Source organism: Umezawaea sp. (assembly GCF_036375055.1).
GTDB lineage: Bacteria > Actinomycetota > Actinomycetes > Mycobacteriales > Pseudonocardiaceae > Umezawaea.
Genome location: NZ_DASUSQ010000022.1, coordinates 1 through 24969, shown reverse-complemented (window position 1 = coordinate 24969; position 24969 = coordinate 1). Strand labels below are relative to the sequence as shown.

Sequence of the window (24969 nt, the reverse complement as noted above, 5' to 3'; positions counted from 1 at the left end):
TACCCGCCGCAACGGATCAGCCGCTCCTCGGGGCCTCGACCGCCAGGCGGAGGGGTTCGCGGGCGGCGACCAGGGTGGACACCTGGTCCACGATGTGCGTGAGCGGGCTGCCGACGCCGAACACCTGGTCCACCCCGAGTTCCCGCAGCCGTGCCTGGTCGCGCGGGGGGATGGTGCCGCCGACCACGACGACCACGTCGTGCAGGCCCGCGGCGCGGAAGGCGGTCATCACGAGCGCGCACTCGTCGAGGTGGTTGCCGGACAGGGTGGACAGGCCCACGAGCACCGGGTCCTCCTGCTCCGCGGCGGCGACCAGGTCGGCGGCGGTGGTGTGGCCCAGGTAGACCACGTCCATCCCGGCGTCCCGCAGGGCCTTGGCCACGACGATGGCGCCGCGCCAGTGCGCGTCCATGCCCAGCTTGGCGACGATCGCCTTGCGGCCCTGAAGTGCTGCTACCACAGCGGAAACTCCCATCGTCCCAGCTCGTCGCGGAACAGCCCGCCGAGTTCGCCGAGGGTCACGTCGGCGTCGACGGCGGCGAGCACCGGCGGCATCGTGTTCCGCCCGTCGCGGCAGGCCTCGGCGACCGCGCGCAGCGCGGCGGAGGCGGCGCGCGCGTCACGTCGGGCGCGGACGGCCTCCAGTTGCGCGGTCTGCCGCTCCAGGCTGCCGCTGGGCAGTTCGAACAGCGCCATCTCCTCGTCGTCGCCGTCGAGGTGGGTGTTGACGCCGACCACGAGCGAGTCGCCGGTCTCGATCGCCATCTGGTCGGCGTACGCGGTGCTCGCCAGCTCGGAGTGCACCCAGCCCCGCTCGGTCGCGGCGACGACGCCGCCCAGCCCGTCGATCACCCGCAGCACCTCGGCCGCCCGGTGCTCCAGCGAGTCGGTGAGGTACTCGACGAGGTGGCTGCCGCCCAACGGGTCCGCGACCTTGGCGACACCGGTCTCGTGCAGCAGCACGTGCTGCGTGCGCAGCGCGGTCAGCGCGGCGTGCTCGCTCGGGATGCACACGGCCTCGTCGTAACCGTTGAGGTGCAGCGACTGCGTGCCGCCGCACACCGCCGCCAGGCCCTGGAGCGCGCTGCGGGCGATGTTGACGTGCGCGTGGCGGGCGGCGTTGGTCACGCCGGAGGTCTGCACGTGGTAGCGGAAGAGCTGCGCGCGCGGGTCGGTCACGCCGAACTCGTCGCGGACCCACCGCGCCCACATCCGGCGCAGCGCCCGGTACTTCGCGACCTCCTCGAAGAAGTCGTTGTGGGCGCACAGGAAGAACGAGATCCGGGACAGGGCGGCCTCCGGGCGGTGGCCGCGCCGCACCAGTTCGCGGGCCACGGCCTGGCCGTGGGCGAGGCAGAGCGCCATCTCCAGCGTCGCGTCGGCGCCCGCCTCGCGGTAGTTGTACCCGCTCACGCTGACGGGGTTCCAGCGCGGCATCTCGCGCAGCGCGAAGTCCGCCAGGTCGCACGCCAACCGGAAGGAACCCGCCGGGGGCAGCGCTTCCGGCGCGATGGTGATGGCGGTCTCCATCAGGAAGTCGTTCTGGCTCGTGCCCGCCAGCCGCCGCCGGTCGAAGCCCTGGCGCTCCGCGGACCGGACGAACATCGCCAGGTGGGCGACGGCGCCGATCGGCTGCGACGACACCAGCGACACGCTGACCTCGTCCAGCGGGATGCCCTTGAACAGCACGTCGAAGTCGTCGCGCACGTCGACGGCGACACCGCCCCGCCCGACGTCGGCGCCCGCCCGCGGCTCGTCGGAGTCGAACGCCCGCAGGCTGGGGTAGTCGAACACGCCGTTGATCCCGGTCGAGCCGCCGTCGAGCAGCATCCGGTAGCGGACGTTGGTGTCCCGCGCCGTTCCGAAACCGGCGAGCTGCCGGATCGTCCACGGGCGCTCGCGGTACATCGTCGGGCGGATGCCCCTGGTGAACGGGAACCCGCCGGGCTCGCCCAGCCGCTCCGCCAGCCCCGGTGCCACGTCCTCGGGTCCCACGAACGGCGGGAGCGGGACACCGCTGGCCGTGGTCGTCTCCCGCGTCATCGCGCCGCCCCGATCCGTCCGCCGAGGTCTTCGATCAGGTGGGCGACCTCGTCCACCCGGCCGACCGGGATCCGGACGTGGTCGGCCAACCCGACATCGGCCAGGTCGGACCGTCCCGGCATCCTGGCCAGCACGAAGTCGGCCGAGGACGGGATGAACTCGATGCCCAGTTCGGCGAGGCCGCGGCACAGCAGCGCGCGGGCGGCGCGGTTGTCCTCCCTCGCGCGGGAGAGGGACTCCCGGTCCGGCAGCGCGTCGAACGCGGCCGACCGGCCCGCCGCCCCGACCGCGGGGCCGCCGAGCCGCTCGACCACGGCCGGGTCGCCGATCAGGTAGCCGACCGGCACCTCGGGGAACGACCGCAGCACGCAGACGCCGCGGCCGTGGGACGCCCACCAGCGGGCGGAGGTGAAGTCGGGGCCCAGCGCGTACTCCGCGCAGGTCTCGTCGAACACCACGAGCGCGCCGTTGTGCCGGGCCGCCGCGCAGATCCGGCGCACCGACCCCGCGCTGAGCACCGTGCCGGTCAGGTCGTGGGGGTTGCTCACGAACGCGAGCCCGACGCCCCTCTCGAACCGGAGGCACAGCTCGGCCGCGGGAACGCGGTAGTCCAGCAGGGGCAGTTCCACCACGGGGACCCCGGCCGCGCGGAGGTGGCGGGCGTGGGACGTGTGGCCGCCGACGAGGACCGGACCCCGCGTCCTGGCCAGCAGGAGGACGAGTTCGTCGGTGCCGCCTGCCACGACGATCCGGTCCTCGTCGACGAAGTGATGGGCTGCGATGCTCTCGACTAGGCTCCTCACCAGCCGAAAGTAGCGCGGACGCCTCTCAGCGCGGTCTTCGCCGGTCAGCGGTAGCCGGTGGTGTCGGCGGGCTTGCCGGGGTCCTGCACCTCGACCATGTAGCGCCACGCGTCGGGCCGGCTGCCGTCGAGGTCGGTGAACCCGTACACCCGCGCCAGCTGTCCGCTGGAGAGCGACCGGCCGTTCCAGCGGGCCACGTCCGGGTCGGCGGCCAGCGCGGCCACCGCGCGCCCCACGTACGCCGGGCTCTCCGAGATCGCGAAGTGCGGCTGGAACTTCGTCGCGTCCCGCCAGTTCTCCTCGGTCACGCCGAACTCGCCGAGCATGAACTCCGAGCGCAGCCAGCCGGGGGTGAGCAGGACGGCCGTCGCCCCGTGCGGGGCGACCTCGTGCGCCAGCGCGAAGGCCATCCGGCTCACCGCGCCCTTGGCGAGGTCGTAGAAGAAGGAGTTCCGGTAGTTGACCGAGTTGTACTCGTCGGTCCCGTCGGTCACCTCCACGACGAGCCCGCCGGGCGACTTGATCAGCAGAGGGAGCGCGAAGTGGCTGGTGATGGCGTGCGTGTCCACGGCGAGCCGCAGCGTGTGCAGGCCGTTCTCCAGGTCGGACTCCCACACCGCCTTCTGCCACTCCACCGCCGTGGTGCCCCAGATGTCGTTCACCAGGACGTGCAGCGCGCCCTGCTCGGCGTCGATCCGCTCGACCAGGTCCCGCACCTCGTCCGGCACGAGGTGGTCGACCCGCACCGGGATGCCGACACCGCCCGCCGCGGTGACCTGCTCGGCCGTCTCCTCGATCGTCTCGGGGCGGTTCATCTCCGACTTCTCGGAGCGGGTCGTCCGACCGGTGACGTAGACGGTCGCTCCGGCCGCACCGAGCTGGACGGCGATGCCGCGACCCGCACCGCGGGTCCCTCCGGCCACCAGCGCGACTTTGCCTGTCAAGGGTTGAGTCATGCGGTCGACCGTATCGGCGTCCTCTCAACTCGCGCTCGAGCCGGTCTTCGCGGGCGGGGCGCGCGCGTGCGCGTTGGCACCATCGGGGCATGGACCAGCGGATGGTGCGCGACTACCTGGAACGCATCGGTGCGCCGATGCCCGGCGCGGCGGATCTCGACACGCTGCGGGAACTGCACGAACGGCACCTCTACGCGGTGCCGTTCGAGAACATCTACACCCGGATGGGCACGCCGGTGGAGCTGGACGAGGACGTGTACGTCGACAAGATCGTCCGGCTGCGGCGGGGCGGTGGCTGCTACGAGCTGAACGGGGCCTTCGGCGCGCTGCTGCGCGCGCTCGGGTACCGGGTGACGCTGCTGGCCGCCGCGCCGTTCAAGCCCGACGGCGAGCCGATGTTCGCGCTCGACCACCTCGTCCTGCGGGTCGACCTCGACAGCCCGTGGATGCTCGACGTCGGGTTCGGCCAGGGGTACGTGTTCCCGCTGCGGATGGACACCGACGAGCCCCAGGTCGATCCGGCGGGCGAGTTCCGCGTGGTCGAGGCCCCGTACGGCGACGTCGACGTGCTGTTCGACGGCGCGCCCAAGTACCGGGTGGAGGCGCACCCGCGGCGCTGGTGCGACTTCCAGCCCTCGTGGGACTGGCACCACGCGTCGCCCGAGTCGTTCTGGAACACCATGGACCTGTGCTCGCTGAAGACCCCGACCGGCCGGGTCACGCTGCACGGCAACAGGCTGATCACCACCGACCGGGGCACGACGACCGAGCGGACCCTGGACGAGCCGGAGCTCGTCGAGGTCTACCGCACCACGTTCGGCATCGACCTCGACCGCCCGCCGTCGGCGTTCCGCCGGGTGCCGGAGGCGCTCGGCGCGCACTGACGCGACGACCCCCGGCACGGCGAACGGCCCCTGGAAGTTCTTCCAGGGGCCGTTCGCTCGACCGCGGAATCACCTGGTCGTGTGACTCTCCGCGGGTTCCGGGCTCGGCTCGACGACCACCCCGGCCGCGCGCCGGGACCGGATGAGCAGCGCGGCGAGCGCGGCGGCGGCCGCGAACACGGCGCCCGTCGCGAAGCCCGCCGTCATCGACTCGCCGAACACGAACCCGTCCAGCGCCTCCGGCGGGAGGTCGGACGGCGGGCTCGCCGCCGCGGCGGCACCGGCCGTCGCCGCGACCGCCACGATGATCGCCAGCGAGAGCGACGAGCCGACGTTCTGCACGGCGTTCACCACGCTGGAGGCCGATCCGGACCCCTCGTCCTCGACCCCGGAGGTCGCGCGGATCGTGGCCGGGATGATCGTGAACGCCAGCCCGGCACCCACGAGCAGCAGGGACGGCAGCACGGCGGTCCAGAAGCCGTCACCCGGACCCATCCGCACGAGCCACGCGTTGGCGGCCAGCAGCATCAGCGCGCCGACCACGACGACCGCCCTGGCGCCCAGCCTCGGCTCCAGCCGGGCCGCCTGCCCGGCCGCGCCGACCATGCCGACCGACACGACCAGGAACGCCAGCGCCACGGACATCGCGGAGTAGCCGAGGAACATCTGGAGGTACTGGCTGAGGAAGAAGAAGATGCCGATCTGGGTGCCCGGCATCAGCAGCAGCACCAGGTAGGCGCCGACGCGGGTCCGGTCGCCGAACAGGCCGAGGTCCAGCAGCGGTTCCGCGGTGCGCCTGGTGACGAGCACGAAGAGCCCGATCAGCACCAGCCCGCCGACGAAGCACGCGATCACCGGGCCGCTGCGCCAGCCGTCGCCCGTCGAGTTCGCCAGCGCGTAGACCAGCGCCACCAGCCCCAGCGACGACAGCAGCCCGCCGGGCACGTCCAGCCTGCCGGACTGGCGCGGAGTCTCCTCGACCACCGCGGGCGTGGCCACCAGCAGGGCCAGCCCGATCACGCCCGCCAGCAGCATCTGCGCCTGCCACGACCCGACGGAGCCGAGCGCGCCCGCGACCAGCAGGCCGACCGCGGCACCCGTGCCGCCCGCGATCGTGTAGACGCCGATCGCCCTGCGCCGCAGCGGACCCTCGCCGAACGTGTTGAGGATCAGCGCCAGGACGCAGGGCGTGGCCAGCGCCGCGCCGGTGCCCTGCACGGCCCTCGCGGTGATGAGCGCCCACGCGTCCGGGGAGACGGCGCGGGCCAGGCAGCCCACCGTGTAGAGCGCCGTGCCCGCGATGAAGACCCGGCGCTTGCCCAGGATGTCGCCGAGCCTGCCCCCGAGGAGCAGCAGACCGCCGAACGGGAGCAGGTAGGCGTTGACGACCCAGCCCAGTTCGGTCTGCGTCAGCTGGAGGCCCTCGGCGATCTGGGCCAGCGAGATGTTGACGACCATCTCGTCGACGAGGATGAGCCCCCAGAAGCTGACCACGACGGCGAGCGCGACCGCCGTGCGGCCCCTGATTCGTGCGGGTTGGCCTTCGACCAACGGTTTCGCGGACATGGCGGCTCCTTGTGAAGGGGGGCTCCTCGTGGACTGACGGGGGTGGGGAGAGCAGCGGTCCCCGCCGGGTTGGGGCCCGGCGGGGACGGCGGTCACCGGCTAGGACGCCGGGACGATCGACATTCCGTGCTTGAACACGTTGCGCGGGTCGTAGCGCTTCTTGATCCGCTGGAGCCGCGGGTAGTTGTCCCGGTAGTACAGGGTGTGCCACGGGACGCCGGAGGTGTTCCACGCGGGGTCGCGCAGGTCGCTGTCGGCGTAGTTGATGAACGCGCCGCCGTTGATCGCGTTGGGGACGGGCACGCCGCCGGTGTCGGCGTAGACGTCGCGGTAGAGGTTGCGGATCCAGGTCATGTTGGTCTGGTCCTCCCACTCCCCGGTCCAGCCGCCCGCGGTGAAGTAGACGCGCAGGATCGAGTCGCGGTGCACCGCGGCGGTCGCGTCGGGGGCCACGCCGTTGATCGCGCCGCCGAAGCCGGTGATGTTCACCAGCGCGTTGGGGTTCGCGTAGTTGGTGTCGGTGAGGTGCCGGTACATCGCGGAGATCTGCTGCTCGGTGTAGCCCTTGCGCAGGTCCGCCGTCTTGTTCTTCTGCCTGCCCGCCGGGTCGCTGACCCAGTTGCGCGGGTCGAGCCACGAGGTGACCTCGCCGAAGTCCGACATCGGCGGGACGCCGACGCCCGCGGTGATCGTGTCGAAGTGCGCGTTCAGCATCGCCTCGCCGCCGGGGACGGTGTCCTCGACGCCCGCGAGCATCCCGATCGTCCCGGCCGAGGCGTGGTTCGCGAACAGGGTTCCCCAGACCTTGGTGTTGGGCGACCCCGGAGCGCTGTTCTGCTCGAACCAGGCGCAGTAGTTGCGGATCAGCGTGACGAAGGCCTGCTCCGACATGGAGTCCCAGGACCACATGAGCATCCTGGCCCGCTGGTTGCCGGTCTTGGGCAGCAGCTTGGAGGGGTCGGTGGACGAGACGCCCGGCGTGCGGAACCAGTAGCGCGTGGCCACGCCGAAGTTGCCGCCGCCACCGCCCGTGTGCGCCCACCACAGGTCGCGGTTGGGATCGTTGGCCTCGCGCGTCGCGGTGATCAGCCGGGGCGTCCCGGAGGCGTCCACCGTCACGACCTCGACGGCGTGCAGGTGGTCGACCGTGAGCCCGTGGCGGCGGGAGAAGAACCCGTAGCCGCCGCCGGGGATGTGCCCGCCGACGCCGACGGCCGCGCAGCCCGTGCCGGGGATCATCACGCCCCAGCCCTTGAACAGCGTCTCGGCGACCTTGCCGATCGTGGCGCCCGGCTCGACGGCGAAGGCGCGCTTGGCCTCGTCGTAGTACACCTCGTCGAGCTGCGAGAGGTCGATGAGCGCCTTGATGTCCGGCGTGGTGGTGAAGTCCTCCATGCAGTGCCCGCCCGAGCGGACCGCGAGCCGCTTGTTGTTCGCCACCGCCTCGCCGACCGCGTCGAGGACCTGTCGCGGGGTGCCCACGACCTTCGCGTAGTCGGGAGCGCCGGTGTACCGGGTGTTGTGGGCCTGCTGGATGCTCTTGTAGCGGGGGTCGCCGGTCGGGATGGTGACCGGACCGAAGGGGCCGCAGTCACCTGCGGCCGGCTTGGCGCTCGCGGCCGCGACCGACGTACCCGTCACCAGGCTCGCACCGCCGATCGCCGTACCTGCCAGGAATCCTCGACGGGTCAGTCCGTTCATTTCTCGCCTCTCGATGACGTGGAGCGGTGTTTCCTGTGCGCCGAACGCGACCCCTCCGACCTCGGCGGCGGAAGTTTTCCGAATCCCGCCGCCGAGATCGAGTGAGACCACCGGTTCAGCTTCTTCCTCAGACCTTTCCGACACTGCTGGGTCAGCGCTTGAACGGCTTTCCCATGGGGAAGGACTTGCCGCCGAGAGCGGAGTTGACGGCGCTCGCGAAGAGGTACATGCCGACGACCGGCATCACGAACAGCGCCACGACGCCGGGGTGCAGGATGAACGGGTCGCCGCCCGCGCCCGGACGGGCGATGCTGACCGCGGAGAACAGCGTGATCAGCGAGAAGTCGATGAGCACGAACAGCAGCGTGTAGACCTTCTGGAGCCGCAGCGTCGCGAAGGTCATGACGACCATGGTGACGAACCAGATCAGCAGGAAGTTGGCCTGCGCGCCGCGCTGGGCGGGCTCGGGGAGCTTGCCGAACCAGTTGTTCAGCAGGCCGAGGACCAGCACCGAGAAGCTGAGCCAGAAGGTGCCGAACAGGCCGAACATCGAGGCCATGACGCCTTCGTCGCGGCGGATCGCCCACGCGGTGGCGGCGAACAGCAGACCGCTGGCCAGGATCATGATCGGCAGCGGCGCGGCGAGCGTGCTGGGGATCGTGGTCTGGTTGAAGCCCGTGAGGAACAGCGCGAGCGACAGCGCCGCGATCGCGAAGGCCGGGAAGCCCAGCAGCGCGGGGCTCGCGCTGGAGGACGACGGCACCTTGGCCGGTGCGGGAGCGGGCGCGGTCTCGACCGCGTGCCCGTTCGTGGTCTGGGACGGAATTGCCGTTGTGGTCATGAGACTCTCCGGTTGCTCGACATCTGGCGAACCGAAAGCTAGACCGGCCTGTTATCACTTCAGTAAGCGCGCGCATTCGAAAGGGTCTTGCGCTGCTCTCACGACGCTCTTGCGGTCTTGTTCCCGCGTGCGCGCCTCCAATTTACTGCCCAAGGTGGCACGCCGATAACCAGGCTGAAATGGGGGTTGTATGCGCACGCTGCTCATCGACAACCACGATTCGTACACCTACAACCTCTTCCAGTTGATGGCCGGCGTTTACGGCACGCCCCCGGTGGTGGTGACCAACGACGACGCGCGCTGGGCGACGCTCGCGGTCGACGACTTCGACGCGGTCGTGGTCTCGCCCGGTCCGGGGCACCCCGGCCGCGAGCGGGACCTCGGCGCGGTGCGGGACCTGCTGCGGCACACGAACGTCCCGCTGCTGGGCGTGTGCCTCGGCCACCAGGCCATCGCCCTGCTCGCGGGCGCCGACGTGGTGGGCGCGCCCCAGCCGCGGCACGGGCACCTGACGCGCGTGCGGCACAACGGGGCGGGTCTGTTCGACGGGCTGCCGCAGGACTTCGTGGCCGTGCGCTACCACTCGCTGTGCGTGCCCGCCCAGGACCTGCCCGCGGTGCTGGAGCCGACGGCGTGGGCCGAGGACGGCGTGCTGATGGGCCTGCGGCACCGCGACCGGCCGATGTGGGGCGTGCAGTTCCACCCCGAGTCCATCGCCTCCGAGCACGGCGCCGCCCTGATCGAGAACTTCGGCAGGGTCGCGGCGAAGACGCTGGCGGAACAGGGGAAGGCGCTCGGCACACCCCTCGTGCTACCCGTGTCGCGGCCCGTGCCCGCCGCGCGAGTGGCTCCGGAGGCGGCGCGCTGGCGCCTGCGCCACCGCGAGATCGACCGGGAGGTCGACACGGCGGGCGCGTTCACGGAGCTGTTCGCCCACCTCGACCACGCGTTCTGGCTGGACAGCAGCCGCGTCGAGCCCGGCCTGTCGCGCTTCTCCTTCCTCGGCGCGCCGGAGGGGCCGTCCGGCGAGGTGCTGACCTACCGCGTCGGCGACGAGGGCGGGTCGGTGTTCGACGTGCTGCGCGCCCGGCTCGCCGAACCCGTGGACGGTGTTCCCGACCTGCCGTTCGACCTCACGTCCGGCTACGTCGGCTACTTCGGCTACGAGCTGAAGGGCGAGCTGGGGTCGCCGAACCGGCACCGCTCGACCACCCCGGACGCCGTGTGGATGTCGACCACCCGGCTCGTGGTCGTCGACCACGAGCTGCGCCGCACCCACCTGATCGCGTTGGCGCGCCGCGCCGACGACCCGACCGCCGAGCTGTGGCTCGACGACGCCGAGAGCAGGCTCGCCGACGTGGTGCCGCTGCCGGAGACCCGGCAGCCGTTCGACCTCGACTACGACCCCGGTCCCGGACTGCTGCGGCACCGGCAGGACTACCTCGACAACGTCGAGGCGTGCAGGCACCAGTTGCACGCGGGGGAGAGCTACGAGATCTGCCTGACCACCCGCACCACCCTGCCGCTCGACGTCGACCCGCTGGAGCTGTACCTGGTGCAGCGCCGCACGAACCCCGCGCCGCAGGCCGCTTTCCTGCGCCTGGGCGGGATCACGGTGCTGTGCTCCTCGCCCGAGCGGTTCCTGCGCGTCGGCCGCGACCGGACGGTGGAGTCCAAGCCCATCAAGGGGACCTCGGCGCGCGGCGCCGACCCGGAGCAGGACGAGCGGTCGCGCGCGAGCCTGACCGAGGACCCCAAGGTCCGCGCCGAGAACCTGATGATCGTCGACCTGCTGCGCAACGACCTCGGCCGGGTCTGCGAGATCGGCTCCGTGCACGTGCCCCGGTACATGGCGGTCGAGAGCTACGCGACGGTCCACCAGCTCGTGTCCACCGTGCGCGGAACCCTGCGCGAGGACGTCGACACCATCGCCTGCGTGCGGGCGTGCTTCCCCGGCGGCTCGATGACCGGCGCGCCGAAGCTGCGCACGATGGAGATCCTCGACCAGCTGGAGAGCACGCCGCGCGGCATCTTCTCCGGCTCCATCGGCTTCCTCGACCGCGACGGCACCGCCGACCTCAACATCGTCATCCGCACCGCCGTCTCCGACGGGGAGAACCTGTGCATCGGCGCGGGCGGCGCGATCGTGCTCGACTCCGACCCGTCCGACGAGTTCGACGAGATGCTGCTCAAGGCGCGCGCCCCGATGCGCGGACTCGGCGTCGACCTCAGCCGGGTGGCCCCGCTACCTCACCTGATGGAGACACCGCGATGACGCGCACCGGCAAGGAGTACCTCGAATCGCTGCGGGACGGCCGGGTGATCTGGCTGGACGGCGAGCAGGTCGACGACGTGACGACGCACCCGGCCTTCCGCCGGTCGCTCGGCTCGATCGCGGGCCTGTACGACCTCACCCACGACGAGCGGTACGAGGACGTGCTCACCGCGCCGCTGCCGGGGTCGACCGAGAAGGTGCTGAGGGCGCACCTGATCCCGACCTCGAAGGACGAGCTGCGGGCCAAGGGCAGGGCGTTCAAGGTGTGGTCCGAGGCGACGTTCGGCTTCTTCGGCCGCTCGCCGGACTACATGGCGTCCGCGGTCGCGGGCTTCGCGACCGTGCCGGAGGTCTTCGCGGGCGGCGAGTTCGACGGCTCCGCCAACGTGGTCGCGCACTGGCGGCGGATGGCCGAGAACGACCTCTACCAGGCGCACACCCTGGTGAACCCCCAGATCGACCGCACCAAGCCGCCGTCGGAGCAGGAGGAGGACGACCTGTGCCTGCGGGTCGTCTCCGAGCGCGGCGACGGGATCGTGGTGCGGGGCGCCAAGATGATCGGCACCGCCGCCGCGTTCGCCGACGAGATCCTGGTCGGCGTCACCCAGCGGATGTCGCCCGCCGAGGCCGACTACGCGCTCAGCTTCTCCGTCCAGGTCGCCACACCCGGCGTGAAGTTCGTCAGCCGCACGTCCTACGAGGCCCGCGCGACGAGCGTGTTCGACTACCCGCTCTCCAGCCGGTTCGACGAGAACGACGCACTGGTGGTGTTCGACGACGTCTTCGTGCCGTGGGAACGGGTCTTCGTCTACCGCGAGCCGGACAAGTGCCACCAGCAGTTCTGGAGGACGCCCGCGTTCGTCAGCTTCGTGCACCACGGCGCCATCCGCCTGTGGACCAAGCTCGAATTCCTCACCGGCGTCGCGATCCTGGTGGCGCGGGCCAACAACACCTACGACCTGCCGCCGGTGCGGATGCAGATCGGCAAGCTCATGACGTGGCTCAACACCGCGAAGGCCATCGCGGTCGCCATCGAGGACGGCGCGGAGCCGGTGCCGGGTGGTGGTGGCGCGGTGATGCCCAGCCGCGAGATGTCGTGCGCGCAGCTGGCCGTCGGCCCCGACCTGTACCCCAGGGTGCTCGCCGAGATCAAGCTCCTCGCGGGCGGAGGGCTGATCCAGCTCCCGTCGTCCTTCCGGGACCTGCGGCACCCGGAGGTGGCCGCGCTGCTGGCGAAGTACGTCCGCTCGCCCGGCCACGACTCCGAGTCGCGGATCAAGCTGCTCAAGCTCGCGTGGGACGCGCTCGGCAGCGAGTTCGCCGGACGCCACGACCAGTACGAGCGCTTCTACCACGGCTCGCCGCACGTCTACCTCCCCACGATCGTCCGCGAGGGCGACCCCGACGCGTACGCGGCGCTGGCACGCCGGTGCCTCGACGGCTACGGCCTCGACGACCTGTGACACCACCCCCTACCCGAGAGGACACCGCGATGACCGCCACCGAAGTCCGGCCAGTCACCGGCACCACGACCACGTCCCAGAGCCGGATGCTCGCCGGGTTCCGGGTGGTCATGTCGTTCCTGTTCATCCTGCACGGCTGCATGGGCCTGTTCGGCGCCTTCGGCGGCATCGACGGCCAGGGCGGCTCGGTCTCGTTCCCGACGTGGCCGGACTTCTGGGGATCGGCGATCCCCTTCGTCACCGGCGTCCTCGTGCTGCTCGGCCTGTTCACCAGGCCCGCCGCCGTGCTCGCCTCGGGTGCGATGGCGTTCGCCTACTTCGTCGTGCACGTCCCGATGGGCGGGCTGTGGCCGCTGGCCAACGGCGGTGAGCTGGCCGCGATGTTCAGCTGGATCTTCCTGCTCATCGCCGTGTTCGGCCCCGGTTCGTTCGCGCTGGACGCCGTGCTCCGGCAGCGCAGGCGGCCGTGAGCGGTCCGGTACCCGGCCGCCGCTCCTGGCGGCCGGGGGCGGGCCCCGTCACCCACCTGTCGCTGCTGCGCGCCTACCTCGGGCCGCAGCGCGCGAGCGTCGTGGTGATGATCGTGCTGCTGGTGCTCTCCATCCTCCTGGAGATCGCCGAGCCGCGGATCGTCGCGCACTTCATCGAGTCCGTCCAGCTCGGCCGCCCGGAGAGCGCGCTCGTCGCCATCGCGCTGCTGTTCCTCGGGGTGGCCGCGTTCCGGCAGGTCGGCAGGGTCATCGCCGCGTACGCGAGCGAGCGGGTCTCGTGGACGGCGACCAACGCCGCACGGGAGGACCTCGCCGCGCACGTCCTGGACCTCGACCTGAGCTTCCACGAGTCGCGCTCGCCCGGTGAGCTGATCGAGCGGATCGACGGCGACGTGAACCAGGTCGCCGAGTTCTTCTCCAGCCTGATCGTGCACCTCGTCGGCAGCGTGCTGCTGGTGATCGGCATCCTGACCGCGCTGACGTTCCTGGACTGGCGCATCGGGCTGACGTTCGCCGCGGTGACGCTGGTCGGGTTGTACGGGCTGGCCAAGGTCGCCGCCGTCGCCACGGTCAAGTGGGAGGACGACCGCGAGCAGAGCGCCCGGTTCTTCGGCTACGTCAGCGAGTCCGTGCGCGCGACCGAGGACCTGCGCTCGTCCGCCGCCACCGGTCACGCGCTGGCGCGGTTCCACCGCCACCTCAGGGCGTGGCTGCCGGTGAAGGTCCGCGCCGAGGGCTGGGGCAGCGCGATCTGGGTGGTGCTGTCGCTGGTGTTCACCGCCTGCATGGCGTTCGCCTTCGGCTACGGCGGGATCTTCTACCGCAACGGGACCATCTCGTTCTCCGGCGTCTACCTCGTCGTCGCGTACGCGACGATGCTGACCACGCCCATCGAGGTGCTGCGCCTCCAGGTGCAGAACCTCCAGCAGGCCGGCGCCGCGATCCGCCGCATCGCCGAGCTGTTCGGCCACCGGTCCACCGTGGTCGACGGCACGGAACCGCTGCCGCGCGGGGCGCTGTCCGTGCGCTTCGAGCACGTGGGGTTCGGCTACTCCACCGACGGGGCCGAGCGCGAGAAGGTCGTGGAGGGTCTGTCGTTCGACGTGGCGCCGGGGGAGACCCTCGGCCTGGTCGGGCGCACCGGCGCGGGCAAGAGCACCGTCGCGCACCTGCTGTCGCGGATGTACGACCCGGTCGAGGGCCGGGTGCTGCTCGGCGGGGTCGACGTCCGCGAGGCCACGCTCACCTCGCTGCGCAGCCAGGTCGGGCTCGTCACGCAGGACGTCCAGGTGTTCGACGCCTCCCTGCGCGACAACCTGACCTTCTTCGACACCACCGTCGACGACGACCGGCTGCTCGCGATCATGGACGAGCTGGAGCTGCGGCCGTGGCTCGCCACGCTGCCCGACGGGCTGTCGTCGCGGATCTCGCCGAGCACCCTGTCCGCGGGGCAGGCGCAGCTGCTCGCCCTCGCGAGGGTGTTCCTCAAGGATCCCGGTCTGATCATCCTCGACGAGCCGTCGAGCAAGCTCGACCTGGTCACCGAGGCGATGCTCGAACGTGCGCTGGACCGGATGCTCGCGGGCCGCACCGCGATCGTCATCGCGCACCGGCTGGACACCATCCTGCGCGCCGACCGCGTGCTCGTGCTGGACCGCGGCGCCGTCGTCGAGAGCGGCGCCACCTCCGACCTGCTCGGCGATCCGGGGTCCCGGCTCGCCGAGCTCCACCGCATCGGGCAGGTGCTGCGATGAGCCGGACGACGACGAGGGCGCGGTCCACGAAGGACAGGGCCGCGAAGGACAGGGCGGCGATCCCGCCGACGCTCGCGTTCCTCTGGCGGCTGATCACCTACAGCCCGTGGCGCTACCTGCTGGCCGCGGCCGGGTGGGTGGTGTTCCACCTGTGGCCGCTGCTGCCCGGCGTGCTGGGCAAGCTGCTGTTCGACGTCCTGGAGGGGCGGGCGGCGCCGGGCACCACCGTGTGGACGGTCGTGGCGATCATCGTCGCGGGTGGGCTCGCCCGGTGCACGGCCATCATCGGCGCCACCGTCGCCTGGGCGGGCTGGTACCTGCGGGCGCGCGGCCTGGTGCAGCGCAACCTGCTCGACCGCGTGTTCAAGCTGCCGGGGGCGCAGGCGATGCCGAAGACCGTCGGCGAGAGCATCTCGACGGTCCGCGACGACAGCGACGCCATCGCGCTCATGGGCGGCTGGGGCTTCGACATGCTGGCGGGCATCATCTTCGCCGTCGGCGGCCTCGCCATCCTGCTCACCGTCGACGTCACGATCACCGTCATCGTCATGGTGCCGCTCGCGGTCGTGCTGGCGCTGGCGCAGTTCGCCAGGGCGCGGGCGTACCGGGTCCGCGAGCAGAGCCGCGAGGCGACGGCGCGGGTCACCGGCACCATCGGTGAGATCGTGGTCGCGGTCCGCGCGATCAAGGCGGCGGACAAGAAGGACGAGGTCGTCGAGCGGCTGCGCGGCGACAACCGGGTGCGCAAGACCGCGATGATCCGCGACAAGGTGCAGAGCCTCGCGATCGACTCGGTGTTCAACAGCACCGCGAGCCTCGGCGCCGGTCTCGTCCTGCTGGTGGCGGCGGGCCAGATGCGGTCCGGCGACTTCACCACCGGCGACTTCGTGCTCTTCGCGACCTACCTGATGCAGGTCGCCGAGTACACGTACTTCATGGGCTACCTGGTCCGCACCTACCAGCAGTCCGGGGTGTCGTTCGTGCGCGCGGCGGACCTGCTCCAGGGCGCCCCGCCGATGACGCTGGTCGACCACCACCCCCTGCACCTGAAGGCGGAGCCGCCGCCGGCGGACCCCCTCCCGGTGGTGGAACCGCTGCGGGAGCTGGAGGTCCGGTCGCTGACCCACGTTTTCCCCGGCTCCGGACGCGGGGTGCGCGACGTGTCGCTGACGATCAGACCGGGCACCGTGACGGTGGTGACCGGGGAGGTCGGGTCCGGGAAGACGACGCTGCTGCGCGGCGTGCTCGGCCTGTACTCCGTGCAGGACGGCGAGATCCGCTGGAACGGCGAGCGGGTCGACGACCCCGGCGACTTCATGGTGCCGCCGCGGGTGGCGTACACGCCGCAGAACCCGACGCTGCTGTCCGGGACGATCAGGGAGAACGTCCTGCTCGGCCTGCCCGACGACGGCCGGGTCGACCGCGCGGTGCACACCGCCGTGCTCGGCCCCGACCTGGAGCGCCTCGACGACGGTCTGGAGACGGAGATCGGCGTGCGCGGGGTGCGGCTGTCCGGCGGCCAGGTCCAGCGCACCGCCGCCGCGCGGATGTTCGCGCGGGAACCGTCCCTGCTGGTGATGGACGACCTGTCCAGCGCGCTGGACGTGGAGACCGAGCAGGAGCTGTGGCGGCGCATCTTCGCGACGTCCACCACGTGCCTCGCGGTCTCCCACCGGCCCGCGGTGCTGGAGCGCGCCGACCAGGTGCTGCTGCTCAAGGACGGCCGCGTGATCGCGGCGGGCCCGCTCGCCGACCTGCTGGAGTCGTCCGCGGACATGCGGATGCACTACCGGACCCCCACAGCCTAAGGAGTGATCGCGTTGTCGCCACGGGTGATCGTCGTCGGCGCGGGGCCCACCGGCCTCGCGCTGGCCGCGGAACTGGCCGAGGCCGGGATCGACTGCCACGTCCTGGAGAAGCGGGGCACGCGCGCGGAGCTGTCGCGCGCGTTCACCATGGAGCCCCGGACGATGGAGCTGCTGGACATGCGGGGCCGGGTGGAGGGGGTGCTGGAGCACGGGAGGCCGTGCCCGAACCCGCCGGTCGGCGACGAGACGGGCTACCTGGACTACGGCCTGCTCGACACCCGCTTCCCCTACAGCCTCATCATCCCGCAGCACCGCACCGAGGGCGTGCTCCAGGACGCCGCGGTGAGGGCGGGCGCCGTGCTGCGCACCGGTGTCGAGGTCGTCGGGCTCCGGCAGGACGACACGGGCGTCGAGGTCGACGTGCGCGGCGCGGACGGCACGACCGCGGTCGAACGCGCCGACTACCTGGTGGGCTGCGACGGGGTCAACAGCACCGTCCGCGCCGCGATCGGCGTGGACTTCGACGGCTGGAACTACGACGACTCCGTGATCATGGGCGATTGCAGGCTCGGGAACCCGCCGTCGCCGCCCGCGTTCGCGCGGATCACCAAGCGCGGCATGGTCGCGGTGTTCCCGTTCCGCGACGACACGTTCCGGGTGATCGTCTTCGACCACGAGAAGATGAAGCTGCCCGCGGACCTCCCGCTCCCGCTTGAGGACCTGCGGGAGAGCTGCACGGCCATACTGGGGATGGACGTGGAACCGCACGACCCCGTGTGGCTGTCCCGGTTCCGCAGCTCCCAGCGGCACGCCAAGAGCTACCGCGTCGGCCGCGTGCTGCTCGCGGGGGACGCCGCGCACACGCACATCCCGTCGGGCGGCCAGGGGTTGCAGACCGGCATCCAGGACGCGTTCAACCTCGGCTGGAAGCTGCGCGCCGAGATCGAGGGCTGGGCGCCGCCGGGACTGCTCGACAGCTACGAGGCCGAGCGGTACCCGATCGCCGCCGAGACGCTGCGCAAGACCGACCTCTCGTTCCGCTTCGAGACGTCGAACGGCGCGGGCGCCAGGCTGATCAGGTGGGCGGTGATGAAGCTGGTGCGCGTCAAGGCGTTGCAGCGGATGAACCTGGAGCACCTCGCCGGGCTCACCCTGCGCTACCCCGGCGACGGGCGGGGTTCGTGGGTCGGGCGGCGGGTGCCGGACCGGCCGGTGACCGGCGGACGGCTGTTCGAGTCCTTCCGGGACGGTCGTTTCGTGCTGATCGGCGCGGAGGCCGGGCCGTGGGCGGACCGGGTGAACGCGGTGCGGCTGACCGAACCCCTCGCCAGGCGCTGTCCCCCCGTGGTGCTGGTGCGCCCCGACGGCCACGTCGCGTGGGCCGGTGGGGCCGCCGGACCCGAGCTGGACGCGGCGCTGCGCCGCTGGTGCGGCGAGCCCGCGCGGCGGTACGCGTCGAGAGAGGTCTGAGAGTCCCCCCGCGAACACTCGTGGGTACGGGAAACGCAGAGCCACCGAAACGTTAGGGGACGCAGCATCATGCAGAACTATTCCGCGGAGTCGTACGGCAACGCGATCGCTGCGGTGTTCGACATCGTCAACGACGACCCCCAGGAGGTCGCGGGCATCGTCGGCTTCCTGCGCGGCTACGTCGGCGACGGCCCGGTGCTGGAGCCGGGCATCGGCACCGGCCGCATCGGGATCCCCCTGGCGGAGTCGGGCGTCGAGCTCTACGGCGTGGACATCAGCAAGGAGATGGTCGACCAGCTCAGGGCCAAGCCGGGCGCCGACAAGGTGACCGTCGAGGTGGGCGACATGAACGACGTCGACTTCGGCAGGCAGTTCTCGCTGGTGTACCTCGCCCAGGGCACGTTCGGCTCGCTCCTGCGCGCCGACGCGCAGCGGCGGTTCCTCCAGTCCGCGCGCAAGCAGCTCGCCCCCGGTGGCCGTCTCGTGGTGGAGTCGATGGAGGTCGACGACACCCGCTTCACCCACGACCAGTACGTCACGACGTCGCTGCTCGACGTCACCCACGTGGTGCTCAGCGCGGCGATGCGCGAGCCGGACGAGCAGGTGCTCAGCATCCAGAACGTCCTGCTCACGCCCCACGGGATCCAGCTCTACCCGGTCAAGTTCCGGTACTACACCGCCGTCGAGCTCGACGAGATGGCGGACGAGGCGGGACTGCGGCTGCTGGAGCGGTACTCCGACTGGGAGAAGGCCGACTACACGCCGGGCGACCTGCGCCACATCTCCGTCTACGGCACCAACTGAGCTGGAAGGGACAGCGTCAATGACCACGTCACGCAGACGAGCACGCCGCGGCCTCGCGATGATCCTCGCGGTCGGCACCGCCGCGGCGGGGATCGCGGGGTGCGCGCCCAGCAGGGCCAGCACCGCGGAGAACGGGGACATGACGGTCCTCGGCGACACCGTGGCGCTCGGGCTCGGCATGATGAAGCCCTACGTCACCATCGACAAGTCCGGCAACCCCACCGAGATGGGCATCCGGCTGACCGCCGCGGCGCTGGACGGCCTGCCGCAGGGCGAGGCGCCGTCGCACTGGATGGTCAGCTTCCCGGACGAGGCGGGCCCGACCGTCGTGAAGAACGCGATGGTGAACTGGTACCCCAAGGGCCGCAAGCCCGCCGAGCTGTTCGGCGAGCCGCAGATCGCGTTCCACTTCTACACGATCGACGCCAACGAGGCGATGGCGACCATCGACCCGAAGGGTCAGCCCGCGAAGGCGAACAAGCTGCTGGACCCGAAGTACGTGGCGGTCGACTACATCGCCGAACCCGGCGACCCGGTCGAGAAGACCGTGCCCGGCATGGGCCTGCACTGGCTCGACAAGAACCGCGAGTTCGGCCCCGGCAAGCCGGAGTTCACCGAGGTGTTCGTGCACGGGTCGTGGGACGGCAAGCAGATCTTCCTGGAGCCGCTGGCCACCCGGAAGTTCCTGCTGACCAAGCCGGACGTCACCGCGCCGGTCAAGCAGCCCGCCGCCGTGCAGTTCGACGGCTACTACCCGACCGACTACACCATCCGCTACGACCAGCCGACCGACGAGTACGTGGTCTCCATCGGCCGCATGGTGAAGCGACAGGCGTCCTGACGATGGACGCCTTGTCCGACGGGGACGTGGAACTGCTGGTCGGCATCCGGCACTTCGAGCTGGCGCTGCTCCGCGTGTTCGGCGAGGGCAAGGTCAACGGCACGACCCACACGTGCCTCGGTCAGGAGTACGTCCCGGTGGCGCTGGCGCCGCTGCTCGACGGCGACTTCGTGCTGAGCAACCACCGCGGCCACGGCCACTACCTCGCCCACTTCCGCGATCCCGCGGGGATGCTGGCCGAGATCATGGGCCGGGCCGGGGCGGTGTGCTCCGGCGTCGGCGGCAGCCAGCACGTCCACCGGGACGGGTTCCTGTCCACCGGGGTGCAGGGCCAGAGCCTGCCGCTCGCGGTGGGCATGGGCCTGCACTACAAGCGCACCGGCGCGAACCGGGTGGCCGCCGCCTACATCGGCGACGGCACCTGGGGCGAGGGCGCGGTCTACGAGGCGCTCAACATGGCGGCGCTGTGGCGGGTGCCGGTGCTGGTCGTGGTGGAGCACAACGGGATCGCGCAGTCCACACCGACCACCGCGCAGCTGGCGGGCACCATCGGCGACCGCGTGCGGGCGTTCGGCCTGGACTTCACCGAGATCACCACGCACGACATCCCGGCGATCCGCGCCGAGCTGGCCCCGGTCGTCGACCGGGTCCGGCACGAGCACCGGCCCGCGGTCGTGCAGTTCACCACCCGCAGGCTCGGACCGCACAGCAAGGGCGACGACACCCGTTCCGCGCAGGAGGTCGAGGCCCTGCGGGCCGCCGACTGGTACGCGGAGCTGGCCACCGCGCTCGGCCCGCGGTTCACGGCCGTCGACGAGCGGGTCAGGACCGAGGTCGACCGGCTGGTCGCCGAGGTGGAGGCGCGTCCGCCCTCGACGTGGGCGGACCTGGCGGAGGCGGGAGCGGTCCGATGAGCGAGCTGGTCAACCTGGTGGCGACCGTGCTCCGGGTGCCCGTGGACGCGGTCGACGACGACACCGGCACGGCGACCACGGCCGCGTGGAGCAGCCTGCGGCACGTCGAGATCGTGGTCGGGGTGGAGAAGGCGTACGGCGTCCGGCTCACCCCGCGCGAGGCGCGGTCCTGCCGTTCGGTGCGCGCGCTGCGGGACGTGCTGTCGGACAGGGGGATCACGCCATGACCGAGCTCGCGCCCCGCGTGGTGGAGAGCCTGAACTCGGCCCTGCACAGGCTCTTCGACGAGCGCGCGGACCTGTACCTGCTCGGCGAGGACGTCGTCGACCCGTACGGCGGGGCCTTCAAGGTCACCAGGGGCCTCTCGACGAGCCACCCGGACCGGGTGCTGTCGACGCCGCTGAGCGAGGCCGGGATCGCCGGTGTGGCGGGAGGTCTCGCGCTGTCGGGCGACCAGGTGGTGCTGGAGGCCATGTTCGGCGACTTCGCCGCGCTCATGTTCGACCAGGTGCTCAACCTCGTGTCGAAGTCCGTCACCATGTACGGCGGGCGCAAGCCGATGCGGGTGCTGCTGCGCTGCCCGGTCGGCGGCAACCGCGGCTACGGCCCGACGCACAGCCAGAGCGTGCAGAAGCACTTCATCGGCATCCCCAACCTGGCGCTGTACGAGACCACCCCGTTCCACGAGGCCTACCCGCTGGTCGCGCACGCGCTGGACCACGGGCCGTCGATGCTGTTCGAGGACAAGGTCCTCTACACCCGGCGGCTCTACCGCGACGGCGTGGTCGACGCCGACCTCCGCTTCGCCCTCGTCGGCGCGGCCCCCGGCTGGGCGCACGTGACACCGGTCGACGGCGCGCCCGCCGACGTGGTGCTCCTGTGCCCCGGCGGCGTGGCCCACCGAGCCGTCGCCGCGGCGCACGCGCTGCGCGCGCGGGGGATCTCGGTCCACCTGCTGGTGCCCGGCCTGCTGCACCCCCTCGACGTCGATCCGGTGCTGGACCTGGTGGCGGGCGCCGGGCTCGTGGTCGTCGCGGAGGAGAGCACCGCCGGTGGCACGTGGGGCGCGGACGTCGCCGCCGTGCTGCACGAGCGGCTGTGGTCCAGGCTGGCCGCGCCCGTGCTGCGGCTGTCGTCGGCCGACTCGATCATCCCGACCGCCCGGCACCTGGAGGAGCGGGTGCTGCTGGGGGAGCGGCACATCGTGGAGGCGGTCACCGCCGCACTGGGCGCGCGCCGCTCCACGCCCACGACGGCACCGGTCGTCGTGGAGCCCGAGGCCGCGTCCGGTGTCCCGGTGACGGCCCCGAAGCTGAACAACAACGACGCCACCTACCTGGTGGTGGACTGGCTGGTCGAGGACGGCGCGACCGTCGAACCCGGCACGCCCCTGGTGGAGCTGGAGACGTCGAAGGCCGTCGAGGAGATCGCCGCGGACGCCGCAGGCGTGCTCCGGATCGTCGTGCCGTCGGGGACCGAGGTGGAGTTCGGCGCGCTGCTCGCCGAGATCGGCGGCCCCGGACCGGCCCCGGAGGCCGTCCGCACGGAGGCCGTCCGCACGGAGGCCGTCCGCACGGCGCCGGACGCCGAGCGGGCCCCGACCCGCCCGCACGTCCACCTGCTCGACCGCGCCCAGCAGGGCACGGCCGCCGTGGTCACCCGCGCGCACCGCGAGGTCCCGGCCGCGTTCACCGCGATCGAGGTCCGGGTCGACGCGCTGCTGGAGCGGCTGCGGCGGCTGTCCGACGAGAGCGGCGCCGACGTCGGTGTCGCGGACGCCGTCGTGAAGGCCGTCGGCCTGGCGCACGCCGACTTCGGGCACCTGTTCGGCAGCCTGGTCGACGAGCGCACGGTGGCCCTCACCGACACCGCCGACGTCGCCGTGACCCTGGACGCGGGCCACGGGCTCTACACCCCGGTCGTGCGCGACTGCGCGGGCCGGTCGCTGGTGGACGTCTCGGACGACCTGATGGACTTCCGGATGAAGGCGTGGCGCGGCGAGTTCGCCGCCGCGGAGCTGACCGGTGGCGCGATCACCGTGTCCCTCAACACCGACGACGACGTGCTGCTCGTGCAGCCGATCGTGATGTGGCCGCAGCTCTGCATGGTCTCCGTCGGCGGGCTGCGCGGCCAGGTCGTCCTCGACGACGGCGCACCGGTGGCCACGACGGTCGTCGTGCTCGGCCTCGCCTACGACCACCGGGTCGTCAACGGCGCCGACGCCGTGCGGTTCCTGCGCTTCGTCGCGGACTGCCTGCGCAAGCCGGACCGGCTGGAGAAGCTCGTCAGCAGTTGAACAGGGAGGTCGCGGTGACGTACGGGTTGGTCGCGTTCGGCACGGCCAAGGGGGAGAAGGTCGCCGTCAAGGAGGTGGTGGCCGAGTACACCGAGGACGTCGAGCGGGTGCTCGGCTACGGCTACGACCACGTGCACCGGGCGGGCGGCGACGTCGGGCTGACCGACCTCGCCGCCGAGGCCGGGACCGCGGCGCTGGCCGCGGCCGGGCTCCAGGCCCGCGACGTGGACCTGCTGGTCCTCGCGGTCACCGACATCGCCGAGTACCTGTACTGGGACGCGGCTGCCGCCGTCGCGCACCGGCTCGGACTGCGCCGCGCGGAAGCGGTGCTGGTCGACCAGGGGTGCGTCGGCGGCGTCACCGCGTTCGACGCGCTGGCGGGCAGGTTCGCCACCCACCCGGACTACCGGACGGCGGTGGTGATCGCCGCGAACCGCACGGCCGAGGCCTACTGGAACCGCCTCGGCACCCACTCGCTGCTGTTCTCCGACGGCGCCGCCGCGGCGGTCGCCGTCCGCGGAGCCCGGTCGCTGCGCTGGCTCGCCTCGCACGCCGAGACCGACGGCGCCTACGCGGACTTCTTCCGGATGGACACCGGCGGGGCCGCCGAGCCGTTCGCGCCCGGCGGGCCCGTGCCCGCGGTGCGCGACGCGTGGGACGTCATGGCGCACTTCGACTACGACACCGAACGCTGCACCGCCTTCGCGGAGGAGATCGACGACCGCACCGCGCGGGCCGTGCACCGCGCGTGCAAGCGGGCAGGCGTCACCGAGGAGGACCTGCGGTGGCTGGTGCTGCTCAACGACAACACGAGGGTGCTGACCGCGCAGGCGGACCTGGTCGGTGTGCCGGTGGAGCGGACGAACCTGTGCTGGGCCGCCCAGAACGGCCACTTCGGCGCGGCCGACCACCTGTTCGTCCTCGCCTCGCTGCACGAGTCCGGTGAGCCGGTGGCCGGTGACCTGGTGGCGCTGGCCGCGAACGGTCGAGGGATGCACTGGGCGTCCGCGATCCTGTCCTGGTAGCGCCCGCTCCACCACGTCGCGGCCCTCCGGCCTGGCCGGAGGGCCGCGGTGCGTCAGGAGCCGCCCAGGGTGCGCTGGAGGCGCGGGATCGTGGTGCTCCGCGGCTGTTCCGGCAGCGGTGGGAGGTGGACGGCCAGCTCGGCCACCGTCGGGTGGTCGAAGACCAGGCGCAGGTCCAGCGAGCCGCCGGTGCGGCTGGTCACCCGGCTGACCATGCGGCTCGCGAGCAGCGAGTGCCCGCCGAGGGTGAAGAAGTTGTCGTGCACACCGATCTCGCCCCGGTCCAGCAGTTCCGCCCAGATGTCGGCGAGCAGCTTCTCGGCCGCCGTCGTGGGTGGTTCGTACCGGGTCGGCGCCACCGGGGTGGGGTCGGGCAGCGCGGTGCGGTCGACCTTGCCGTTGGGGGTCAGCGGCAGTGCGTCGAGGGTGATGACCTGGTGGGGGATGAGGTGGTGGGGCAGGCTGCCGCGCAGCGCGGCGAGGTCGACCTCGCCGACGACGTGGGCGATCAGGTGGTCGTCCTTGACGGTGACGACCGCGTCGGTGACGGTCGGGTGTGCTTTGAGGACGGTTTCGATCTCGCCGGGTTCGATGCGGTGGCCGCGGATCTTGACCTGGTTGTCGGTGCGGCCGAGGTAGTCGAGGTGTCCGTCGGTGCGCCAGCGGGCGAGGTCTCCGGTGCGGTAGAGGCGTCCTGGTCCGTGGGGGTTGGGCAGGTAGCGCTCGGCGGTGAGTGCGGGGCGGTCGTGGTAGCCGCGGGTGATGCCGAGGCCTTCGAGGTACAGCTCGCCCACCGAGCCGATGGGGACGGGGCGCAGGGTCGCGTCGAGGACGTGGGCGCGGGTGCCGTCGACGGGGCGGCCGATGGGGGTGCGGTGGTGGCTCGGGTCGGTGACGGCGTGGGTGGAGTAGGTGGTGTCCTCGCTGGGCCCGTAGAGGTTGTGCAGGGTCCGGATGGTGGGGTGTTGGTGGAGTTCTCGGACGAGTTCGGGGGAGAGCGCTTCGCCGGCGAGGTTCATGGTGCGGGCGTTCGG

At 71.9% G+C, this 24969-nt stretch carries 21 protein-coding genes; 13 read left to right on the top strand and 8 right to left on the bottom strand.

Annotated elements, in window-relative coordinates:
• Positions 1-16: 16 nt before the first annotated feature.
• The 4 genes from VFZ92_RS07425 to VFZ92_RS07410 are packed head-to-tail and all read right to left on the bottom strand — an operon-like array spanning position 17 to position 3802.
• Entirely contained in the window at positions 17-460 is a 444-nt protein-coding gene (locus tag VFZ92_RS07425; protein WP_330875049.1) for a cobalamin B12-binding domain-containing protein, read from the bottom strand.
• Complete coding sequence (locus VFZ92_RS07420) at positions 454-2043, bottom strand: acyl-CoA mutase large subunit family protein (protein ID WP_330875048.1); 1590 nt, start codon at positions 2041-2043, stop codon at positions 454-456. Before VFZ92_RS07420 ends, VFZ92_RS07425 begins: the two co-directional genes overlap by 7 nt.
• Positions 2040-2846: an aminotransferase class I/II-fold pyridoxal phosphate-dependent enzyme gene (locus tag VFZ92_RS07415; protein WP_330875047.1), complete on the bottom strand. Its 807-nt coding sequence runs from the start codon at positions 2844-2846 to the stop codon at positions 2040-2042. Before VFZ92_RS07415 ends, VFZ92_RS07420 begins: the two co-directional genes overlap by 4 nt.
• A gap of 44 nt (positions 2847-2890) precedes the next feature.
• Positions 2891-3802 carry an SDR family oxidoreductase gene (locus tag VFZ92_RS07410; protein WP_330875046.1) on the bottom strand — a complete coding sequence of 304 codons (912 nt, stop codon included), beginning with the start codon at positions 3800-3802 and terminating at the stop codon, positions 2891-2893.
• An 89-nt stretch (positions 3803-3891) separates the two neighbouring features.
• Here VFZ92_RS07410 and VFZ92_RS07405 point away from each other — a divergent pair, with 89 nt between their 5' ends.
• Positions 3892-4686, top strand: a complete 795-nt coding sequence (locus tag VFZ92_RS07405; RefSeq protein WP_330875045.1) for an arylamine N-acetyltransferase family protein — start codon at positions 3892-3894, stop codon at positions 4684-4686.
• 69 nt (positions 4687-4755) lie between these two features.
• Here the strand turns inward: VFZ92_RS07405 and VFZ92_RS07400 are convergent, their stop codons facing one another.
• The 3 genes from VFZ92_RS07400 to VFZ92_RS07390 form a co-directional block, all read right to left on the bottom strand.
• Positions 4756-6252, bottom strand: coding sequence for an MFS transporter (locus tag VFZ92_RS07400; RefSeq protein ID WP_330875044.1), 1497 nt, complete (start codon positions 6250-6252; stop codon positions 4756-4758).
• A 99-nt stretch (positions 6253-6351) separates the two neighbouring features.
• Positions 6352-7893 (bottom strand): FAD-binding oxidoreductase, encoded by a 1542-nt coding sequence (locus VFZ92_RS07395; RefSeq protein WP_330875043.1) that lies wholly within the window; start codon positions 7891-7893, stop codon positions 6352-6354.
• A gap of 211 nt (positions 7894-8104) precedes the next feature.
• Positions 8105-8794, bottom strand: a complete 690-nt coding sequence (locus tag VFZ92_RS07390) for a GPR1/FUN34/YaaH family transporter (RefSeq protein WP_330875042.1) — start codon at positions 8792-8794, stop codon at positions 8105-8107.
• Between the two features lie 190 nt (positions 8795-8984).
• Between VFZ92_RS07390 and pabB the strand changes: the two genes are divergently transcribed.
• The 12 genes from pabB (at position 8985) to VFZ92_RS07330 (ending at position 23935) form a co-directional block, all read left to right on the top strand.
• A complete protein-coding gene (pabB, locus tag VFZ92_RS07385) occupies positions 8985-11069 on the top strand; it encodes an aminodeoxychorismate synthase component I (RefSeq protein ID WP_330875041.1) in 2085 nt (694 codons plus the stop codon).
• On the top strand, positions 11066-12532 hold the full coding sequence (locus tag VFZ92_RS07380; RefSeq protein WP_330875040.1) for a 4-hydroxyphenylacetate 3-hydroxylase family protein: 1467 nt from the start codon (positions 11066-11068) through the stop codon (positions 12530-12532). The genes pabB and VFZ92_RS07380 overlap by 4 nt, the downstream gene beginning before the upstream one ends.
• 29 nt (positions 12533-12561) lie before the next feature.
• Positions 12562-13002, top strand: coding sequence for a DoxX family protein (locus VFZ92_RS07375; protein ID WP_330875039.1), 441 nt, complete (start codon positions 12562-12564; stop codon positions 13000-13002).
• Positions 12999-14777, top strand: a complete 1779-nt coding sequence (locus VFZ92_RS07370; RefSeq protein WP_330875038.1) for an ABC transporter ATP-binding protein — start codon at positions 12999-13001, stop codon at positions 14775-14777. Before VFZ92_RS07375 ends, VFZ92_RS07370 begins: the two co-directional genes overlap by 4 nt.
• Positions 14774-16585: an ABC transporter ATP-binding protein gene (locus VFZ92_RS07365; protein WP_330875037.1), complete on the top strand. Its 1812-nt coding sequence runs from the start codon at positions 14774-14776 to the stop codon at positions 16583-16585. The genes VFZ92_RS07370 and VFZ92_RS07365 overlap by 4 nt, the downstream gene beginning before the upstream one ends.
• Before the next feature lie 12 nt (positions 16586-16597).
• Positions 16598-18055, top strand: coding sequence for an FAD-dependent monooxygenase (locus tag VFZ92_RS07360; protein WP_330875036.1), 1458 nt, complete (start codon positions 16598-16600; stop codon positions 18053-18055).
• Between the two features lie 69 nt (positions 18056-18124).
• Positions 18125-18859: a class I SAM-dependent methyltransferase gene (locus tag VFZ92_RS07355; protein ID WP_330875035.1), complete on the top strand. Its 735-nt coding sequence runs from the start codon at positions 18125-18127 to the stop codon at positions 18857-18859.
• Between the two features lie 19 nt (positions 18860-18878).
• Positions 18879-19700 carry a DUF5602 domain-containing protein gene (locus tag VFZ92_RS07350; protein WP_330875034.1) on the top strand — a complete coding sequence of 274 codons (822 nt, stop codon included), beginning with the start codon at positions 18879-18881 and terminating at the stop codon, positions 19698-19700.
• 2 nt (positions 19701-19702) lie between these two features.
• Positions 19703-20614 carry a thiamine pyrophosphate-dependent dehydrogenase E1 component subunit alpha gene (locus tag VFZ92_RS07345; protein WP_330875033.1) on the top strand — a complete coding sequence of 304 codons (912 nt, stop codon included), beginning with the start codon at positions 19703-19705 and terminating at the stop codon, positions 20612-20614.
• Positions 20611-20841, top strand: coding sequence for an acyl carrier protein (locus VFZ92_RS07340; protein WP_330875032.1), 231 nt, complete (start codon positions 20611-20613; stop codon positions 20839-20841). Before VFZ92_RS07345 ends, VFZ92_RS07340 begins: the two co-directional genes overlap by 4 nt.
• Positions 20838-22910 (top strand): 2-oxo acid dehydrogenase subunit E2, encoded by a 2073-nt coding sequence (locus VFZ92_RS07335; RefSeq protein ID WP_330875031.1) that lies wholly within the window; start codon positions 20838-20840, stop codon positions 22908-22910. Before VFZ92_RS07340 ends, VFZ92_RS07335 begins: the two co-directional genes overlap by 4 nt.
• 14 nt (positions 22911-22924) lie before the next feature.
• Positions 22925-23935 carry a 3-oxoacyl-[acyl-carrier-protein] synthase III C-terminal domain-containing protein gene (locus VFZ92_RS07330; protein ID WP_330875030.1) on the top strand — a complete coding sequence of 337 codons (1011 nt, stop codon included), beginning with the start codon at positions 22925-22927 and terminating at the stop codon, positions 23933-23935.
• Positions 23936-23988: 53 nt separating this feature from the next.
• Here the strand turns inward: VFZ92_RS07330 and VFZ92_RS07325 are convergent.
• On the bottom strand, positions 23989-24969 hold a 981-nt coding region (locus VFZ92_RS07325), incomplete at its 5' end, for a non-ribosomal peptide synthetase (RefSeq protein ID WP_330875029.1).